Below are 16,313 nucleotides of genomic sequence, written 5' to 3' on the forward strand. Positions count from 1 at the left end.
GCGGCCTCGGGGGGGGTGGCGGCCTGGGGGGTGGAGGCTTACCGCGACCCCACAACCATCTCCCCCCCGGCGTGCGGCCCGCGGACCGCACGCCGTGGCGTGTGTGAGGGAGCGTGGGGATGAGCGGGATGTGCGCCGCGCCCCGTCCGGGCGGGGCTCAGCCGGCCGCGTTGTCGACCCGTATCCGCACCTGCTCCTCCAGCCTCCGCAGGCTGCTGTCGAGCGCCTCGCAGGCGGCCCGCTCCCCCGGGTCGTGGCTGTCCTCGAAGAACGACAGGTGCACGGTCACCTCGCTGGCGCCGCTGCCGATGCCGGCGACCTGGAGCCAGCCCGCGTAGCCGCCCTGCTCGCGGGTGCCCCATTCGACCCGCATCTGGTCGCGTTCGGTGCGCAGCAGGGCCGAGGTGTCCTCGCCGGTGGCGTCCTCGTGCACGGTGACGGCGGGCGGTTCCCCGGCGCGCACGTGCAGCGCGTCGGGCATCCACGCGTCGAGCCGGCCGATGTCGGCGGCTTGGTCGAAGACCTGCTCGGGCTGTGCGGGCATCGTGCGGGAACGTTCGTATTCGGCCATCGCGGCACCGTCCCTCGGCTCGGAGTCGTACCAGGACCGCGTGCCCGTTCCGGGCCGGCCGAAAAGTCCGTGCGGCGCGCTGCCGCGGCGGAGCCGGCCCCGGCGGCGCCAGGGGGCGTGGCGAAAGTCCCGTTTGCCCCGCGGTGTCCGGGCGGACGGCGCTGCTTTCCGCACACGCCCTACGTCGGTCCGGGGCGCAGGGCCCGCAGGACGGCCCAGACGACCGAGACGAGGGGGACGGCCACGATCGCGCCGATCACCCCGGCGACGATGCTGCCCGCGATGACGGAGACGGCCACCACGAGCGGGTGCAGCCGGACCGCCCAGCTCATCACCACCGGATGCAGGACGTGGCCTTCGAGTTCCCCGATGACGACGATGAGCACGATCACGGCCAGCGCGGTGACCGGACCGCGTCCGGCGAGCGCGACGACGGTGGCCACCGCCAGGGCGACCGGCGAGCCGACCAGCGGGATGAAGGCGGCGAAGAACTCCAGCAGGGCCAGCGGCAGTGCGAGCGGCACCCGCAGCACGAACAGGGCGGCACCGACGAGTACGGCGTTGGTGGCGGCGACGATGATGATGCCGCGGGTGTACCCGGCGAACGCGCGCCAGGCCGCGTGGCCGCCCCGGTCCCACACCTCCCGGGCCCCGCTGGGCAGCAGCTGGTCGCGCGCCCAGCTCCACAGGCGCTCGCCGGAGTGGATGAAGAAGACGGAGGTGAACAGCGCGAGCGCGGCGGCCGTCACCAGTTCGACGACGCGCCCGAGACCGCTGACGGCACTGTTGACGAGGCTCGCCCGGTGGGCGGCCAGGTAGGAGAGGAACTGCTCCTGCAGCGCGGAGAGCTTGCCGGGGCTGAGGCGGAACGGCGGGCGCTGGAGCCACTGCTCGATCCGGTGGATGCCACCGGTCAGCTCGGACGTGAGCTGCCCCCACTGGCCCGCCACCGCCTCGCCCACGAAGGCCAGCAGGCCGGACAGGAGGAGGAGGCTGCCCACGAGGACGACGGCGACGCACAGCGCCCTGGGCAGCAGCCGGTTCAGCAGGTCGGCGAAGGGGCGCAGGACCGAGGTGACGACCAGCGCGACGAACAGGGCCACGGCGATGAGCTGGAAGCGGCCCAGGACGGTGAAGACGCCGTAGACGGCGGCGCCGACGAGGATGAGGCGCCAGGCGTAGGAAGCGGCGACACGCAGCCAGGGCACCGTGCGCTCGGCCCGGGGGTGCTCGGCGGCGGGCGTCGTCCGCACCGGGCGGAAGCGCGGCGCGAGCCGCGCGGAGTACGCCGGTCTGCTGCCCAGGACCGGCTCGCCCGGCCGGCGCCCGCGGCCCCGCCCGGCCGCCGCACCGCCCGCATCCGCCACCGCGCCTCCCGTTGCCACCGCCGGTCACACCCCGAGCACGCGACCGTCGGCCGCCCCGGGGCCCGCGGCCGCCGCTCACGTCCCGGGCACGCGGCCGCCGGTCACGTCCAGAGCACGGTACGGTGCGGCCGGGCCGGGGCCGGGGTGCAACGCGCCAGGGTGCCGGTCATCGGAGGACAGGGCTCCCCGTCCGGCCCATGCGGGCGTCGATCGGGGCGACGGTGGCGGCGGGCCGGCCGAGCCGGGCGAGGCGCCCCGGCCCGGCGCGGACGCGCAGGGTGGCCGTGCCGGCCCTGCGGCAGCACGGCCCGGTCGGCGACGGCGCCGGTCAGCCGGGCAGGGCGGGGGCGCCCCTCCCAGCCGGGGTGGACAGGGTGAGGGTGCGGGCGGAGCGGGAGAGGCGGGCGGCGGAGCCGATGGCGGTGCCGCAGCCTCCGCCGTACGGGGCCGGCACCGGGCATCCGGTGCCGGCCGCGGAGAGGCTGAGGGCGTCCCGTCGAGCGCCCCGCCCGGAGCGGGGCCGGCGGATCGAGCACCACCTCACCCCCGCGGGCCAGCGGGCCCCGGCGACCAGGTCGCCGACGAGGTGCTCGCCTGGTGCTTCGCCGCCCCGGCCGGGGACGACCGCGCCCCGTTTCTCCCGTCGCTGCGCCGCACGGGCCGGAGACGGCGCAATGAGCGCACCCCGCGCCCCGCGCCCTCGCGCACCCGCGGACGAGTGGACGAGTGACGGAGCCCCTCCCCCACGTCAGGGGGAGACCCGGGCGAGGAGGTCCGGACCGTTGTTGCGGACGTCGTTGACGGCCGGGGAGACGGGCCGGACGTCGAGTTGCCCGTCCGCCGGCGGCGCCAGCAGCTCCCGCAGCCCGCCGGGGTCCCGGCGGCCGGGGTCGAGCCAGGCGTCGTAGCGCTCCGGGGCGAGCGCGAGCGGCATGCGCGGGTGGATCCGGCCGGTCGCGTCGGTGGCGTCCGTGGTGATGACGGTGCAGGTCGTCAGCCAGGCGGCCGGGTCGTCGTCGTCCTTCACCGACGGGTCGCGCCAGTACTCGTACAGTCCGGCGAGCGCCATCACCGTGCCGTCGTGCGGGTGGATGAAGTACGGCTGTTTGCGCGTCCTGCCGCCCCCGGTCCCGGCCGGCTGCCATTCGTAGAATCCGTCGGCGGGCAGCAGGCAGCGGCGTGCGGCGAAGGCGCGGCGGAAGGCGGGCTTCTCGTGCACGGTCTCCACCCGGGCGTTGATCAGCCGGGCGCCGGTGCTCACGTCCTTCGCCCAGGACGGCACCAGTCCCCAGCGCAGCACCCGCAGCTCGCGCCGGGCGGCGGCCGTCGCCCGCTCCCCGCGCGGGGGGCGCTCCAGGACGGCCCAGACGCCGTCCGTCGGCGCGACGTTCCAGCTGGGCTCCAGCGTCTGCTCGGGGTTCCACCGGCTCACCCCGAAGTGCCGGGCCAGTTCCTCGGGTCCGCGGGTGGAGACGTAGCGGCCGCACATGCGGCCAGCCTGCCACGGGCCCCGCGCGCCCGCCTACGCGGTCTTGCGGCCCACGCCCGCGTACACCCAGTACGAGGAGGGGTCGCGCGGGAGCTCGTCCTCCCGGTCGGGGCGCCACAGGGGGACGTGGACCAGTCCCGGCTCCACCAGGTCGAAGCCGTCGAAGAGGGCCGCGATCGCGTCGTGGGAGCGGGCCGTGACGGGGGAGGTCGCCCGGTCGCGGTACAACTGCCCGACGGCGGCCGCGGTGTCCGGACGGTCCTCGTCCGTGGCATGGGTCAGCGCGAGCCAGCTCCCGGCGGGCAGCGCGTCCCGGAACGCGGCCACGATGCCGGCCGGATCCTCCTCCGGCGTGACGAAGTGCAGGATCGTGATCATCAGGACAGCGACCGGCTGCTCGAAGTCGATGAGCTTGCGCACCTCGGGTGCGCCCACTATCTCCTCGGGGCGTCTGATGTCGGCGGCCACGATCGCCGCGTCCGGATCGTCGGCGAGCAGTGCCTCGCTGTGCGCGACCGCCACCGGGTCGTTGTCCACGTAGACCACCCGGGCACCGGGGGCGGCCGCCTGGGCGACCTCGTGGACGTTGCCCTGGGTGGGGATGCCCGAGCCCAGGTCGATGAACTGGCGGACGCCCGCGTCCACCAGGAAGCGCACCGCGCGGCCGAGGAAGGCCCGGTTGGCGCGGGCCAGGGTGCGCACCTGGGGGTCGATCGCCGTGAAGGCGGCCACCGCCTCCCGGTCTATGGCGAAGTTGTGCTCCCCGCCCAGCATGGCGTCGTACATCCTGGCCACGCTGGCCTTGCCCGGATCGACACCCCGCGGCAGACCGTCTCCCTGGTCGGGCATGACCAACTCCCCTGCTCGTCAGCGACCTTGACTGGGCATCATATAGTTGCCCACGGCATACGCCACCGCCTGCCCACCCGCACCGCCACCAGCGCCAGTCCCCGCACCAGCACCGACCGCTCCCCCGGCCGACCCTGCCGCCCGCCCGACCGCACGGACCGCACGCCCGGACCGCCCCACGCCGACACCGGCCCCACCCGGAAGGCAACGACCCTGCGGAACACAGAACCCACCGAACCCCGCGTCGCCCGTGAGTCCGAACGCCCCCGCCCCTCGGCCGCGGTCCGCCGCCGGCACTTCTCGCCCGCCGCGGACGCCATCGGTTCGGAACTCGATCTGCGGCTGACCGGCCGCCACGTCGTGCACGCGCTGGCGCCCGGCTTCTGCGACGCCGCCTCGGTCTACCTGCTCCAGCGCTGGCTCCTGGAGGAACAGCCGCGCAGGACGGCCGATCCGCCGCAGATCGAGGCCCGCAGGCTCGCCCTGCGCATAGGGGCGGACGCCACCGAGGACTGGGAGCACCTGCTCCCGGCCGACGAGGTGCTGGTGTTCCCGCGCGAGACGCCGTACGCGCGGGCCATCGCGACCGGGCAGACGCAACTGCTCGACGGCGTGGACGAGCACACCGTCGAACGGCTGCGCAAGACCGCGCCGGAACACGCGGGCGTGGACGCCCTGCTGCGCACCGCGTCCTTCCTCATCGTGCCGCTGCGCCTGCGCGGCACGGCCGTCGGTTTCATCGCCTGCACCCGCGGCCCGGACCGGGAGCCGTTCGCCCGCGGTGAGGCCGTGGCCGTCGAGTCGCTCGGCTCCCGGGCCGGCGTCGCGCTCGACAACGCCCGACGCTACGAGCGCGAGCGCCGCACCGCCCTGGCCATCCGCCGCAGCCTGCTCCCGGACACCGGGCAGGCCTTCGACGGCTGCCGGGTCGCCCACGGCTACCGGCCCGCCGGACAGGACAACGTCATCGGCGGGGACTGGTTCGACGTCCTGCCCCGGGCCGGGCGCCGCCTCGGGCTGATCGTCGGCGACGCGATGGGCCACGGACCGGAGTCCGCCGTCGCCATGATCCAGCTGCGCACCGCCGTACGGACCCTGGCGGGCCTCGACATCGGCCCCAGCGAACTGCTGCACCGGCTGGACGCCGTCGCCGGGGACACCCCCGGCGCGCCGTTCGCCACCTGCATGTACGCGGAGTGGGACGCGGATCTGCGCACGTGCACCTTCGTCGGGGCCGGGCATCCGCCCCCGCTGGTGCGCGGGCCCGGCGGCCCGGCGGTGCCGGTCTCGCTCGCCACCCCGGGGCTGCCGCTCGGCCTGGGCACGGGCCGGCACGAACCGACCGAGCTGCACCTGTCCGAGCCCGCCCTGCTGCTGCTCTACAGCGACGGGCTGGTCGAGTCCCGCACGCAGGACATCGACCAGGGCATCACCCGCCTGGCCCGCGCCCTCGACGACGGGGCGGAGGGCATACCGGACCCCGCCGAGCCCGACGCGCTGCCCGCGCTGTGCGGGCGGCTGCTGGCCGGCTCCGGCTGCGACGACGTCACCGACGACCGGACACTGCTGCTGGCCGAGCTGACTCCCGGCCGGAAGTGAGCGGCGCCGGCCGTGCCGCACGCCGTGCGGGCTGTTTGTCGCACGAGCGGACGCGGCCGTTGGAGCGGTGTCCTCACCTGATGCGGTGAGGGAGGCAGCAGGGCCCGTACGGACGGCTCGGGTCCGCCGTTGCCCCCGGCATGGACAGCACCTCCCGGGCCGTGCCGGCCTCCCCCGACCGCCCCCTCGCCTGGCCGCCGTGCGCGCCCGTCACGCACTCGCACGCGGACGCGCCCCCGCCCTCCCCGGTGAGCGGCGGCCGCGGCGCGCCGCTCCTGCGGCCGTGGGGCGCCGGAGCGGGCGGCGGGGTGCCGGACCCGCGGGCGGGCGGGAACACCGCGGTGCCCGCGGTGCCGGTGCCCCGCGGGATCCCGGGCCTGTGAGGCCGCAGCCGCCGGTGTCCCGCACCGTCGGCGCGGACGCTGTCGGCCGCCCGGCGGGACGGATCGCGGGCGCGGGGCGGGCCGGGTCGCGGGCGGCCGGGGCGTCTGCCCGGGCACCGCTTGCTCACGGACCGGTGACGGCCGCATCACGATGGCCGGCGGGGGCGTTGCCCGGGCCCCGGCCGGTCGTTGAGCGCGGCATGGAAACGTGGGAGGACGGTGACTGTCCCTGGTGCCGCTCGCTGCTCGGTTCCGGCCGGGCCTTCGCCGGACCGGGCCCGGGACGCCGGACGAGCGATCGTTCCGCGGGGGACGGCGGGGGCCCGCCGGCCTGGGCCGAGTGCGCCCTGCTGGTCGTGGTGCCGTTGGCGGCCCTGACCTTCGTGGCCGCCCTGATGCTCGCGCTGGCCTGACCCGCGCCGCCCCAGGGCTCAGGTGCGGAAGCCGACGTGCACGTGGTCGTGGTGGGTGGCGTCGCTGAAGAACTGGTCCGGTCGCGTCCCGCCGGACAGCCGCACCGGGCCGCCGACGTTGTAGGAACCGGCGTCCGCCGCGTCCCGCATGAAGTGCTCGACCAGGGAGCGGGGGGTGCGCGGATCGACGACCGGACGGCCGTCGATCCGCCACACGTCGAAGGCCCGCCCGCGCGGGTGGTCGCTGGGACGGCTGGTGCCGAAGACGTCCAGGGGGTGCCCGGAGCGGACCACGCTCACGGAGATCCGGTACGTCCCGGCGAGCCGGAGCATCGCGGTGAGCACGCTGTCGTGGACGCGGCCGCCGCGCAGATCCGCCGCGGCGGCGGACGGCAGTTCGATCCGCGGGTCGGCCAGCACCTTGCGCGCCGCCGCCGGGGGCGCCGGCTCGGGCGGCCCCGGCCGGGCCGGGTGCAGGGCGGTGACGATCCACCCGCGGCCGCTGCGGGCGAGCCGTACGTCGACCGTCGTACCGCCCGCCGTGACGGTGGCTTTCCGCCGGGTCCACTGCCGGCACACGACGAGCACGCTCGCCGCGTCGGCGAGGATCCCGCCGTACTGGGCGTCGACCACCTGGAGCACCGCCTCGTCGGCCGCGGGCAGCAGGGGGCCGGCCTGGGCGGCCAGCGCCGGCCGCTGGTGCGCCGCGGCCGCTCTGGCCCGCGCCGCGGCCGGGCCGCCCCCGCCGCTCGGCCAGGCGCCCAGTGCCTCGATCAGCTCGACGGCGCTCAGTTTCGCCGCCGGTTCGACCTCGGCGGACGTGGGGCGCCACGGTCTGGTGCGGGGCAGCGGCGGAACGGCCCCGGACGGAGCCGGTGAGGCGGCGCGGGACGCGGGCGGACCCGTACCGGCACCGGCCGGTGCGCGGGTGGTGACGCCGTGACCGGGTGCGGTGGGTGCGGTGCCGCGGTGTCCGGCGGCGGTGCGGCCCGACACGCCGGTGCAGCCGGCCGCGCCGAGCGCGGTCCCCGCCATGCCGAGCAGCACCGTCCGGCGCCCGACCGGCCGGCCCCTGGACACGGACGGAGGAGTCATGCGGTCCAGTGTCCGCCCCGGACAGCGCTCGTGCCCGGTGGAGCGAGGGAGGCCGCGGGGCGCAGGGGACGGGGAGCCCGCACGGCTTCCGGGCGGCCCGCCCGGGCCTCCCCTCCCCGGCGGGCGCCGACGGCCGGTTCCGACCGTCGGCGCGGGACGGCCCGTCCCGGCCGTCCGTCCGGCGGCCCGCCCCGGACTCTCCGTCCCTGCGGTCCGCCTCAGCCTCCTCGGCGGTCCGCCTCGGCGGCGCCCCCGCGGGGCCGGTCGGGCGGTCAGAACAGGCCGGGCGGCGGGCGGCCGGGACGGTGGGTTCACGCCTTCGTTCTGTACAGCCGGTGCGCGTTGGGGCGTGGTGCCGGGCGGTGGCGGGCGGCGGGGCTCTCGGCGAACGCCCGGAGCAGGTTCTCCGTGGTGCGGGTGACGAAGGCGCGGGTGCGGGCGTCCATGCCGTGGTCGCGGCCCAGTTCACCGGTTCCCGCCGTCAGCGCCTCCACCCAGCGCATGGTGCCGGTGGCGAAGACGCCCGCGCCGCCGGGAACCGTGTCGTACGCCGAGTCGCTGTGGCTGCGGGCCCCGGCGTGGACCAGCGGCGAGTGAGCGGTGATCTCCGGCGGGGCGGGGACGGGCGCACCGGGGGTGACCCGGTCGTACTCCACCCCGACCAGGTGGGCGAAGCTCTCGCCGGCGCGCGCTCCGGTGCCCTCGTGGAGCCAGTGGTCCGCCGCCTGCACCACGTAGGGGGCGTCCACCGGGTAGCCCTCGTAGAGCACCCCGGTGAGGGACGACTCGGGGTCGGCGGCCGGGGCCTGCCGGAAGTCGGTGGTGACCTGGTCCGGACGGGTCGGGTAGCAGGGGTCGTCCCGGAAGGAGGACTTGTAGCAGACGACGGTGCGCCCCTCGTCCGCCTCACCGGCCTCCAACCGGACTCTGCGGAAACAGGTGTTGGCGCCGAGGAAGGCCACGTTGGTGCCCGCGTCCCGGGCGGCGGTGACGTGCGCGCGCTGCTCGGGTGTCCAGTACTCGTCGTGCCCCAGGCAGATCAGGGCGGTGGCTCCCCGCAGGACCCCGGGGTCGCGGTGCAGGTCGGTGCCGGTGGTGTAGGCCAGGGGCAGGCCGAGCCGTTCGGCCAGGACCACGGCCGCCCACTCGTACGTCAGGAACTTCTCGGCGCCGTTCTTGTCGTAGGGCCGGTCGAAGCTGACGGCGAGGGAGCGGGTGGCGTAGGCGCCCGAGGCTCCGTCGTAGAGGCTGTAGCCGCCCCACCGGTTGTACGCCTGCCAGGTGGCCGGGGCGTGCAGCAGGACGGTGCGGCCGGCGCCGTGGGCGGAGCGCACGATCAGCGGGAGGTAGCGCTGGTGGCCGTTGTCCGCGTCCAGGCGCAGCAGATAGGCGCCCTCGGGCCAGCCGTCCGTGCCGACGGTGAGCGTACGCGGCCACCGCGCCCGGACGGTCCGGGTCGCGTCCAGCAGGCGGCCGGGCGGGCGGGCGCGCCCCCGCACCGGCGCCGAGCGCCACACCAGACGGGCGTACGTCCCCCCGTACCAGCCGACGCGGAACGCCGAGACCCGGAACGACGCCGCCGTGGTCGACACGTGCAGCCCGCATTCCTCCCCCGGGAGGACGCTGACGCGGTCGGTGTAGCCCGCCACCGCGTCCGGCGGTCCGGCCGACGTGATCCGCCAGTCGCCGCTGCCCGGACGGTCCCGTTCCGCCTCGGGCCGGTGGCGGCCGGCTGCGGGCGGGGTGCGGCGGGAGGCCGGGGAGTCGCAGGCGGCCGTCGCGCCGAGCCCCACCGCCCCGGCGCACACCCCGAGGAAGGCCCTGCGCGGCAGCCCGCGGCCGCCGTGCTCCCCGGCGTCGTCCGCCGGGGTCGCGCGGTCGGTGTGCGCGAGGCCGGTGAGGTCCGTCGGATCCATGAAGTCCGTCGGAACCGTCGCGGCCGTCAGGTCCACCTTGGCCGTCAGGTCCCCAGGGTCCCTCCGGACGTCCTGGCGCCGGTGGGCTCGCCGCGGGTGGCGCGGCTGTCCGTGGTCGGGGCTCACCCGTCCTCCCGGGGTGCGGGCCCGCGTGGTCGCGCGGGCTCGGGCAGGCGTGTCGCGACGGGGCCGCCGGGACCGGTTCGGTCACGGCGGCCCCGCGTGCGGACTCACCGGCGCGCTGCCGGGACTGCCACGCGGGTCAGCCGGTCTTGCCGCGCCCCGACAGCGCGTCCCTGATCCGGTCGACCATGCCGGCGCCGGGTGCCAGGAGCTTGTTCGCGGGAGGGGTGTCGGGGGCGGAGGGGTGCGGCCGCGTCGGCGCCGTCTTCTTCGCCGTACGCACCTTCTCGCCGAGCTGCTCCAGCTCCTCGGGGGTGGCCGCCTCGCGCAACTGCGGGAACAGGTTCTGCTCCTCGTCCGTCACGTGCTCGCGGATCTCCCGCATCAGACGCCCCATGAGCTGGTCGAACCGGGCGTCGTCGGCCTCGCAGCCCTCCAGGTCCTTCATCGTCCGCTCGGCCTCGGCGTGGTCCTGGACCTCGCGGTCGGCGATCGCGTCCCCGTCCCGCAGGTACTGGCGCACGGCCGGGTACAGGTACATCTCCTCCGCCACGGAGTGCCGGACCAGTTCGATGGTGGCCTGGTCCGCGAGGTCCTTGCGCCTCTTGTCCCCCGTCGGGAGGGCCTCGATCTGCGCGAAGATCTCCTCCACCTCACGGTGGTCGGTGGTCAGTTCCTGGATGACGTCTCCGCCGTGTCCCATGGCAGCGCTCCTCGCTCCTCGAAGGTGGTGTGTCACCGGTGGACCGCCCGCCGGGTTCCCGGCGCGGAGCGGAACACACCGCCGGACGAAGGCTCACGCGAGCGGGCGCGCCCGGGTTGCCGTCCGGCTCGGGGTGTGCGCGGCGCAGGTCGCGGCCGCGCACGGCGCCGGTCCGCGCGGGGCGCCGGTCCGCGCGGGGCGGTGGTCCGCGCGGGGCGGTGGTCCGCGCGGGGCGGCGGCGGGCGGCCCGGCGGGTGGAGGCGTCGTTCCGGCGTCCGCGGGCCGCCGGGTGCCCCGGGCGCGGCGGCGGAACCGCGGCGCCCGGGCGGCTGCCCTGGCCGGATCCGGACCCGAGGGGCCGCGGGTGTGCCGCCGCCCCCGCGGGGCAGGCCCGTGGGGGCGGCGGCAGACGCCGTCGGGGTCCGTCAGCGGACCGGCTTCAGGTCGGTGATCCTGCGGGTCCTCAGATCGGACCGCACGTCGATCTTCGTCACCTGGGCGTTCCGGCCGTCGCTCCAGGTGAGCGTGACCCTGCTGGTGGCGTGGCCGCCGCCCGAACCGGCGTAGGCCACCTTCCACTTCACCGGCACGTTCTGGGCGAAGAGGATGCCGTCCGCGTGCTCCCTGGCCTCGTACGCGGCGACCTTTCTGCGCGCGTCCGCGGACAGGTAGAAGGCCTTCAGCGCCCTGGCGGCGGCCGGGTCGGAGCCGTCCCAGGCCGTGTCGATGTAGGCGCCGTAGAAGTCGGCGACCCGCTGCGTGACGCTGCGCGGGTCGCCCTGGACGGCGGTGGGCGGCCCGGACGCCGGCCGGGCGGCGCCGGGGGCCGTGGGCGCCGGGTGGGAGGCCACGGTGCCGGCCAGGGCCGGTGTCACGGCGGCGAGGGAGAGGGCCGCCGCGAGGGCGGAGGCGGCGATCAGGCCGCGTCGGTTGCGAACACGCGTGGGCATGTGAGTGTTTCCCCCAGTCCATGGGGCCGGGCGGTTCCCGGCACGTCGGTCGGCAGGTAAGACCGGCCCACGCCGCTCGCCGGTTCCGTAATGTCCCGGAAAATTGCCACACTTCCGGAAGACGAAGAAGGTTGCCCGGTGTTCCGGCCGATCCGGCCGGGCCCTCCGGCTCGCATGCATCCGACGGGTCCGGGAACCCGGCGGAGACCGTACACCCCCACACGTCTGGAGAGGACCATGAGTCTGCTGCGCGTGGCCGGTCGTCCCCTGCTCGCCTCCATGTTCGTCGCCGGAGGGATGAACTCCGTACGCAACCCCGAGGGCGTCACTCCGCTGGCCGAGCCCGTCGTACGCCCGCTCACCCAACGCGTGGCGGTCCTGCCGGACCGGACCGAACAGGTGGTACGGCTGAGCGGTGGTGTCCAGGTGGCCGCCGGTGTCCTGCTGGGCCTGGGACGGCTGCCCCGGCTCTCCGCCCTGGCCCTGGCGGCCACGCTGGTGCCCACCACGGTGGCCGGGCACCGTTTCTGGGAGGCGGAGGATCCGGGCGAACGCGCCCAGCAGCGCATCCACTTCCTGAAGAACCTCTCCATGCTCGGCGGTCTGCTGATCGCCGCCGACGACACCGGTGGTGCGCCGTCGTGGCTGTGGAGGGGCCGGCACGGCGCCCGGGAGGTGCGGCGCGGGGCGGGGCTGGTGCGCCGCTCGGTGCGGGCCGCGGCGGTCCCGGCGGCGACGATCGGCGGGATCCGGGCGAAGCTGCCGGTCTGAGGCCGGCGCGCCCGCACGAGAGGATCGCGGCTGCACGCTCACGGGGCTGGACGGCTCACCGTCCAGCCCCGTGAGCGTGCAGCCGTTGTGAGCGTGCGGCCACGGGCATGTCTTCGCGGGCTCCCCGGACCGGATCCGGGGAGCCCGCGAAGTCATGTCCGCCCGTAGGGGCAGGGGAAGTCGGGAGAGTCAGGGCTTGAGGGTGTCCTTGCCCTTCTCCTTGGCCTGACGTGCGTCGCCCTTGGCCTTCTCGGTGCGGCCCTCGGCGGTCATCCGCTCGTTGCCCACAGCGCGGCCGGCCGTCTCCTTGGCCTTGCCCTTCATCTGTTCCTTCTTGCCCTTGGCCTTCTGGTCACCAGCCACTGTCACTCACTCCCAGCGGTCGAGATCGGTGTCACGACGCCGGGTGTCCGGAGCGCGGCACGGCAAACCTCACCCGCCCCCGCGCGCACGTGTCCGCCGGGCCGGGAGACGGGTGCGTGGCCGGGCCGTGGCCGGCGGCGGCGCTGGGTACCCGGTGCCGAGCATCCCGGAAGGAGCGTTGCCATGACGGAGTCCCTGACGGTCGACGCCCGCGAGCGCGGTCTCGCGGGCGACGGGGTCACCAATGACCAGCCCGCGTTCCAGCGTCTGGTGGACGCGCTCGGCGCGGCCTGTGCCGCCGACGGGCGCCCGCGCGTGCTGCGCGTGCCCGCCGGGCGTTACCTGATGCGCGACCGGCCCACGCTCTGGCGCAGCGGCGTCTCGCTGGTCGGCGAGGGCCGGGGCGCCACCTGCTTCGTGCTGTGCAACGCCGGTGACCGCGGCACGCCCGTGCCGCTGGCCTGGTTCACCGCCCGGCAGCACGGAGCCGGTCCGGACAACCACCTGGCGGACGTCACCTTCGCCCATTTCGAGATCGACGGCTCCGGGGTGACGACCGAGGAGTACGACCCGCTGGCCAAGGGGCTCGGGCTGCAGTACGTGCTGCGCGGACGCTTCAGCGACCTGTACGTCCACGACACGGCGGCCACGGGGTTCGGCTGCGACTTCCTCCAGGACACGGTCGTGGAGGGTGTGCTGGCCGAGCGGTGCGGACGGCAGGACAGCGGTGAGCAGATGGGCGGGGCCGGCATCGGGATCGGGATCGGCGGCTGGGGCCGGGTCGAGCGGCTGACGATCACCGCGTGCACCGCGGTCGGCAACGGCACCAACGGGATCTTCCTCGAACTGCAGAACGAGGAGTGGGAGCCTCCCGCGGGCATCCGCATCACCGCCTGCCACGCCGAGGACAACCGCTTCGGCATCTCCGACTGGGGGGCCGACGGGCTCCTCGTCACCTCCTCGACCATGCTCGGCAACCACCAGGCCGGGTTCGACGTGTCCTCCCAGGGCACCTCGGGCATCGGCGGCCGGGGCGGCATCGTCACGGGCTGTGTCATCGACGGCAACGTCCGCGACGGTGTGGCGGTGGGCAACACCCCGGGGCCGTACGCCTTCCGGGGCAACCGGATCAGCCGCAACGGACGGTACGGCTACTGGGAGCACAACCTCGCGGGCGGGGACGAGGAAGCGGCGGCGGACATCGTGCTGGAAGCCAACGACATCCGGGACAACGGCCTGGACGGCGTGCGTATCGGTGCCGCCGTGCGGGACTGCGCGATCCTCGGCAACCGGATCCGCGGCAACGGCCGGCGGTGCGCGGGGGCCGTGGGGAGCACCGGCAGCGGCGTGCGGTGCTCCGCGCTGTCGCTGACCGACAAGAACGCCGACTGGCCCGCCGACGGTCACCTGGGCAAGGAGGTCTCGGTGGGCGGGCGCGGCGCCCTGGTCACCCGCAACACCCGGACGGAACTGCACCTGGCGCCGCTGCGGCCCGGCGCGGGCACCGCCTGGCCGCAGGGCGTCCCCGGGGACGGTTCCCCCTACCGGCTGCCCGCCGCCCCCGCGGTGCGGGCCGGGCTCGCGGTCGACGCGGCCGTGCTCCGGCCGCGGATGGACGGCAACCGGATCGGGGACGACCAGCCGGTCAGGACGCAGACCCACGGCATGCGGATCACCGGTGACGGCAGCTGGACGGACGGCCGCGTCCTCGACAACGACCTGAGCGGCAACGCCCGCGCGGCCACCTCCTTCGACACCCGGCCCGCGGGCGGGGTGTGGCGGGAGGACGGCGCGTGACGACGCCGGCCGGCGAAAGCGGGCGTACGGCATGCGGTACCGGACGTACGGCGTGCGGTACCGGACGTACGGCGTGCGGTACCGGACGTACGGCGTGCGGTACCGCGCCGGGTGCCGGGCCTCACCCGCGGCCGGCGTCCTCGCAGGTGTCCCGTCCCCGCGTCCGTCCGGTTCGACCGTCCGGGTGAGCGGGCTCGTCGTCCGGGTGGGCGGAGTCGTCGTCCGGGTGCGGGCGGACGGGTCCGCCGGAGGGTCCCGGCGACCGGCGCGGGGGCCGTTCATGGTGGTCGCGGCGCCAGTCGAGGACCGCCACCGTCAGGGACGCGAGCATGGCCACGAGGGCGAAGCCCACCGTGAGGGAGACCGCGGCACGGTAGTCCCCGGCCGTGGCGGCGAGCACCGTGTAGAACAGGCCCGGCAGCGCGGCCGTGCCGACGGCGCCGCCCAGCCGCTGGCCGGTCTGGAGGGCGCCGCCCGCCGCGCCCGCCATCCGGACCGGCACGTCCCGCAGCGTCATCGTGACGTTCGGGGAGATGACGCAGCCGCTGCCCAGTCCGCCGACGAGCAGGGCGGGTGCGGCCAGCCAGGTGAGGGCCCCGGACGGTGCCCAGCGCAGTATCAGCGCGGTCGCGCCCAGCCCCGCCACCACCGCCACCAGTCCGCAGACGGTGAGCAGCCGGCCCAGCCGTTCCACCAGCCGGCCGGAGATCACCGCGGCGGCCGCCGAGCCGATCGCGAACGGCGTCACCGCGAGGCCCGAGCGCAGCGGCTCGTAGCCGAGGCCGTTCTGGAAGAACAGCGCGAACACCAGCCACACGCCGCTGAACCCCACGAAGTACAGCGCGCCCAGCGCCGTGCCCAGCCCGTAGCCGCGGGTGGCGGTGAGCAGCCTCGGGTCCAGGAGGGGCTGTCCGTCGCGTCCCGCCACCCTGCTCTCCCACCGGACGAAGCAGACGAGGAGGACCAGGCCCAGCAGGAACAGCCACCACAGCCTGCGCAGTCCGCCGCTCTCCGCGAACACCAGGGGCAGCATCAGGGCCAGCACGCCGACGCCCAGCAGGGCCACCCCGGGCAGGTCCAGCCGTTCCCTGCGGCCGGGCGCCACGCGGGGCAGCAGCCGCAGGCCCAGCAGGAGCGCGAGGGCGCCGACGGGGACGTTGACGTAGAAGATCCAGCGCCAGCCCTGCGTGCCGTGCGCCAGTGCGAGGATCAGGCCGCCGGTGATCGGTCCCACCGCGCTGGAGACGCCCACGACCGCGCCGAAGAGGCCGAAGGCGCGCCCGCGTTCGGCCCCGCGGAACATCTGCTGGATGAGCGCGGAGTTCTGCGGGGCCAGGCAGCCGGCGCAGGCACCCTGGGCGAGGCGTGCCACGACCAGCCAGGTGATGGTGGGCGCGGCGCCCGCTGCGGCGCTGCACGCGACGAAGGCGGCCAGGGCGCACAGGAAGATCCGGCGCCGGCCCATGGCGTCGCCCAGCCGCCCCGCGGGTACCAGGACGAGGGCGAACGCGAGGGCGTAGCCGGACACCACCCACTGCACGGAGGCCGCCGAGGCCCCCAGGTCGCGCTGCATCGACGGCAGTGCCACGGCCACGATCGTCACGTCGAGCAGGCTCATGAAACCGGTCGCCAGGGTGACCCACAGGGCCTTCCAGCGCCTGGGGTCGGGCGTGCCCGCCGGATCGCCGCGGCCACCGCCCGACCGCACTTGCCTGTTCACGAACGCTCCTCCCGGTCGCGGCTCGAGCGCGCACCGGCCCTCGTCGTCCAGCGCGCCCCAGGGGCGCGTTCCCCCGAGGCACGGAGCGGAACACCCTCACGGACACGATCGCCGCTTCCCGCCGCCGGGGCCACTCCAGCGCCCGTGGCCGACACGGCCGGACGGGCAGCGGCTGCCGGACGGCCGCGGAGGTGTTTTCCTCGT

The 16,313-nt window shown here is 76.0% G+C and carries 15 protein-coding genes; 5 read left to right on the forward strand and 10 right to left on the reverse strand.

From position 1 onward, the window contains the following. Positions 1-157 precede the first annotated feature (157 nt). The 4 genes from ABZ719_RS33780 to ABZ719_RS33795 all read right to left on the reverse strand — a co-directional run bounded on the left by ABZ719_RS33780 (position 158) and on the right by ABZ719_RS33795 (position 4,276). Positions 158-571, reverse strand: a complete 414-nt coding sequence (locus ABZ719_RS33780) for an SRPBCC family protein (RefSeq protein ID WP_366728979.1) — start codon at positions 569-571, stop codon at positions 158-160. A gap of 179 nt (positions 572-750) precedes the next feature. Continuing rightward, positions 751-1,938 carry an AI-2E family transporter gene (locus ABZ719_RS33785; protein ID WP_366728980.1) on the reverse strand — a complete coding sequence of 396 codons (1,188 nt, stop codon included), beginning with the start codon at positions 1,936-1,938 and terminating at the stop codon, positions 751-753. Between the two features lie 748 nt (positions 1,939-2,686). Next, on the reverse strand, positions 2,687-3,427 hold the full coding sequence (locus ABZ719_RS33790) for an SOS response-associated peptidase (protein WP_366728981.1): 741 nt from the start codon (positions 3,425-3,427) through the stop codon (positions 2,687-2,689). A gap of 33 nt (positions 3,428-3,460) precedes the next feature. Next, positions 3,461-4,276 carry an SAM-dependent methyltransferase gene (locus tag ABZ719_RS33795; RefSeq protein ID WP_366728982.1) on the reverse strand — a complete coding sequence of 272 codons (816 nt, stop codon included), beginning with the start codon at positions 4,274-4,276 and terminating at the stop codon, positions 3,461-3,463. 318 nt (positions 4,277-4,594) lie between these two features. On the opposite strand from ABZ719_RS33795, the gene ABZ719_RS33800 reads away from it, so the two are divergent. The 3 genes from ABZ719_RS33800 (at position 4,595) to ABZ719_RS33810 (ending at position 6,671) form a co-directional block, all read left to right on the forward strand. After that, complete coding sequence (locus ABZ719_RS33800; protein ID WP_366729002.1) at positions 4,595-5,875, forward strand: SpoIIE family protein phosphatase; 1,281 nt, start codon at positions 4,595-4,597, stop codon at positions 5,873-5,875. 140 nt (positions 5,876-6,015) lie between these two features. Beyond that, complete coding sequence (locus ABZ719_RS33805; protein WP_366728983.1) at positions 6,016-6,258, forward strand: hypothetical protein; 243 nt, start codon at positions 6,016-6,018, stop codon at positions 6,256-6,258. Positions 6,259-6,458: 200 nt separating this feature from the next. Next, positions 6,459-6,671, forward strand: coding sequence for a hypothetical protein (locus ABZ719_RS33810; protein WP_366728984.1), 213 nt, complete (start codon positions 6,459-6,461; stop codon positions 6,669-6,671). Between the two features lie 18 nt (positions 6,672-6,689). On the opposite strand, the gene ABZ719_RS33815 is transcribed toward ABZ719_RS33810, so the two are convergent. The 4 genes from ABZ719_RS33815 to ABZ719_RS33830 all read right to left on the reverse strand — a co-directional run bounded on the left by ABZ719_RS33815 (position 6,690) and on the right by ABZ719_RS33830 (position 11,458). Beyond that, positions 6,690-7,766 (reverse strand): hypothetical protein, encoded by a 1,077-nt coding sequence (locus tag ABZ719_RS33815; protein WP_366728985.1) that lies wholly within the window; start codon positions 7,764-7,766, stop codon positions 6,690-6,692. Between the two features lie 311 nt (positions 7,767-8,077). Then, positions 8,078-9,682 (reverse strand): N,N-dimethylformamidase beta subunit family domain-containing protein, encoded by a 1,605-nt coding sequence (locus ABZ719_RS33820; protein WP_366728986.1) that lies wholly within the window; start codon positions 9,680-9,682, stop codon positions 8,078-8,080. Between the two features lie 262 nt (positions 9,683-9,944). Then, positions 9,945-10,508, reverse strand: a complete 564-nt coding sequence (locus ABZ719_RS33825) for a hemerythrin domain-containing protein (protein ID WP_366728987.1) — start codon at positions 10,506-10,508, stop codon at positions 9,945-9,947. A gap of 425 nt (positions 10,509-10,933) precedes the next feature. After that, entirely contained in the window at positions 10,934-11,458 is a 525-nt protein-coding gene (locus tag ABZ719_RS33830; protein ID WP_366728988.1) for a hypothetical protein, read from the reverse strand. Between the two features lie 237 nt (positions 11,459-11,695). Here ABZ719_RS33830 and ABZ719_RS33835 point away from each other — a divergent pair, with 237 nt between their 5' ends. Next, positions 11,696-12,229: a DoxX family membrane protein gene (locus ABZ719_RS33835; protein ID WP_366728989.1), complete on the forward strand. Its 534-nt coding sequence runs from the start codon at positions 11,696-11,698 to the stop codon at positions 12,227-12,229. A gap of 189 nt (positions 12,230-12,418) precedes the next feature. Here ABZ719_RS33835 and ABZ719_RS33840 read toward each other — a convergent pair whose 3' ends face one another. After that, positions 12,419-12,592, reverse strand: coding sequence for a CsbD family protein (locus ABZ719_RS33840; protein ID WP_366728990.1), 174 nt, complete (start codon positions 12,590-12,592; stop codon positions 12,419-12,421). Positions 12,593-12,775: 183 nt separating this feature from the next. Between ABZ719_RS33840 and ABZ719_RS33845 the strand changes: the two genes are divergently transcribed. Then, positions 12,776-14,389, forward strand: a complete 1,614-nt coding sequence (locus ABZ719_RS33845) for a right-handed parallel beta-helix repeat-containing protein (RefSeq protein ID WP_366728991.1) — start codon at positions 12,776-12,778, stop codon at positions 14,387-14,389. Between the two features lie 121 nt (positions 14,390-14,510). On the opposite strand, the gene ABZ719_RS33850 is transcribed toward ABZ719_RS33845, so the two are convergent. Next, on the reverse strand, positions 14,511-16,109 hold the full coding sequence (locus ABZ719_RS33850) for an MFS transporter (protein ID WP_366728992.1): 1,599 nt from the start codon (positions 16,107-16,109) through the stop codon (positions 14,511-14,513). Positions 16,110-16,313 lie beyond the last annotated feature (204 nt).

It is taken from the genome of Streptomyces sp. NPDC006743, from assembly GCF_040703815.1.
Lineage (GTDB): Bacteria > Actinomycetota > Actinomycetes > Streptomycetales > Streptomycetaceae > Streptomyces.

Coding starts and splice junctions, on each gene's coding strand:
- ABZ719_RS33780 (WP_366728979.1), bottom strand. CDS start 571: ATGGCCGAATACGAACGTTCCCGCACGATGCCCGCACAGCCCGAGCAG.
- ABZ719_RS33790 (WP_366728981.1), bottom strand. CDS start 3,427: ATGTGCGGCCGCTACGTCTCCACCCGCGGACCCGAGGAACTGGCCCGG.
- ABZ719_RS33795 (WP_366728982.1), bottom strand. CDS start 4,276: ATGCCCGACCAGGGAGACGGTCTGCCGCGGGGTGTCGATCCGGGCAAG.
- ABZ719_RS33805 (WP_366728983.1), top strand. CDS start 6,016: ATGGACAGCACCTCCCGGGCCGTGCCGGCCTCCCCCGACCGCCCCCTC.
- ABZ719_RS33810 (WP_366728984.1), top strand. CDS start 6,459: ATGGAAACGTGGGAGGACGGTGACTGTCCCTGGTGCCGCTCGCTGCTC.
- ABZ719_RS33815 (WP_366728985.1), bottom strand. CDS start 7,766: ATGACTCCTCCGTCCGTGTCCAGGGGCCGGCCGGTCGGGCGCCGGACG.
- ABZ719_RS33820 (WP_366728986.1), bottom strand. CDS start 9,682: ATGGATCCGACGGACCTCACCGGCCTCGCGCACACCGACCGCGCGACC.
- ABZ719_RS33825 (WP_366728987.1), bottom strand. CDS start 10,508: ATGGGACACGGCGGAGACGTCATCCAGGAACTGACCACCGACCACCGT.
- ABZ719_RS33830 (WP_366728988.1), bottom strand. CDS start 11,458: ATGCCCACGCGTGTTCGCAACCGACGCGGCCTGATCGCCGCCTCCGCC.
- ABZ719_RS33835 (WP_366728989.1), top strand. CDS start 11,696: ATGAGTCTGCTGCGCGTGGCCGGTCGTCCCCTGCTCGCCTCCATGTTC.
- ABZ719_RS33845 (WP_366728991.1), top strand. CDS start 12,776: ATGACGGAGTCCCTGACGGTCGACGCCCGCGAGCGCGGTCTCGCGGGC.